The organism is Azospirillum sp. OGB3, from assembly GCF_014192915.1.
Lineage (GTDB): Bacteria > Pseudomonadota > Alphaproteobacteria > Azospirillales > Azospirillaceae > Azospirillum.
Map to the genome: position 1 here is coordinate 1 of NZ_JACHYN010000061.1, position 1,663 is coordinate 1,663.

General features: G+C 57.2%; 1 protein-coding gene and 1 pseudogene. One reads left to right on the forward strand and one right to left on the reverse strand.

Annotated elements, in window-relative coordinates; translation table 11 throughout:
* The first annotated feature begins 38 nt into the window (after positions 1 to 38).
* Positions 39 to 859: pseudogene (locus tag FHW79_RS32235) on the forward strand (IS5 family transposase).
* A 27-nt stretch (positions 860 to 886) separates the two neighbouring features.
* On the opposite strand, the gene FHW79_RS32240 reads toward FHW79_RS32235, so the two are convergent.
* Positions 887 to 1,492, reverse strand: a complete 606-nt coding sequence (locus tag FHW79_RS32240; protein ID WP_183182682.1) for a hypothetical protein — start codon at positions 1,490 to 1,492, stop codon at positions 887 to 889.
* Positions 1,493 to 1,663 lie beyond the last annotated feature (171 nt).

The window sequence follows — 1,663 nt, forward strand, 5'->3', positions numbered from 1 at the left end:
GGGTAGCGGGTTGAAGAAGCGTTCCCTATTTGTGCTGTATGGGACGCTATGAACTGACCGACGCACAATGGAAGCGTCTGGAGCCGCTGCTTCCTCCCGAGAAGCCGCGCACAGGCCGCCCGAACCACTCTCATCGGCGCATGATCAACGGCATGCTGTGGATCGCCCGCAGCGGGGCGCCCTGGCGGGATTTGCCGGACCGGTATGGCTCCTTTGGCACGGTGGCGAGCCGGTTTTACCGCTGGCGCCGTGCGGGGATATGGCAAGGCATCCTGGAAGCGTTGCAGGCCCGCGCCGACCGTCAGGGCCGGGTGGATTGGAGCCTGCATTTCGTGGACAGCACCGTTGTTCGTGCTCATCAACACGCGGCTGGTGCCCGCAAGGCCAGCGGCGAAAAAAGGGGATCGATGGCGAGGCCCTCGGACGCTCGCGCGGCGGTTTCTCGACCAAGATCCACATCCGCGCCGAGGGTCTCGGCAAGCCGGTGAGCTTCACCCTGACCGGCGGTGAAGTGCACGACAGCAAGGCCATGGCCACGCTGATGGGAACCGGCTGGATCAAGCGGCTGGGCCGCGGGCGCCCGCGTCTCAAGCCGGACCGGCTGGCCGCCGACAAGGCCTACAGCAGCGGCGTCATCCGCTCCACTCTGCGGCGGCGCGGCATCCAGCCGGTGATCCCGACCCGAAGCAATGAGCGGCCTGACCCGGACTTCGACCGTGACGCTTATCGCGAACGCAATCGCGTCGAGCGGCTGATCAATCGATTGAAACAGTTCCGCCGGATTGCCACCCGATACGAAAAGCGCGCCGCCAACTACCTCGCCATGATCGCCATCGTAGCGATCATTCTATGGCTCTGATACAGTTCTGAATGCCATCAGCACAGTTTAGCTCAACCAACCCGCTAACTTTGTAAGGCGGAAACGGTTACCCTGACGTTCGGCACGGACGGAATATCCTTCGGCCATCAAGAACTCGCTGTACCAGCCGACATCCAAGCAATACACGCCGGGTCGATTGTCTTCCCGTTCCTTGCATCGTACCTCTTCAACCCAAACGTAGTGCGCGTGCTGGCCATTAGGAATGTGCCAATACGCGCCATGAAGCGGAAAGCAAGTGGCGACTGAAATGAAATTATTACCTGGACCTCTATTTAGATGTCTTATCAGGTCGAAGGACGGAAAACGTACGTCCTTGCCCCAGTCGGTTGGTGATGCGTTGCCAGGAACTGATGTGAGGGCAACACAGCGCGGCCTATTTTTTTCGCCCTTCTGAATGGCTTCCGCACTCAATTCCTGATCGGCATCAAGAAGCAATAGCGTTGCTGCTAAGCTCTCAAACTCCGACAAACCTTCCTCATAGGAAACATTCTCCGGCAGAACTGGCCCAGGGATACGGATGAATGGATTGGATATCAAGCCCTTCTCAGAAGGAAGCGAGCTGCACCCAGCTGCAAGAATAACGATGAGGGTTGCGGCAAAATGTCTGATCATCGCTATTCCTGGCGATATGCCGTCTAATTTGATTTTTGCATAATTATACAAACTGCTTTTCCTTCTTTTAAAATTTTATGTGCGCTACCTGTATCTCTCGCAGCATCTGCCGCAGCAGGATAAAGCGCTCCTTTTTTACGAAAAATAGAGCGTCAAGACAACCTATTGCCG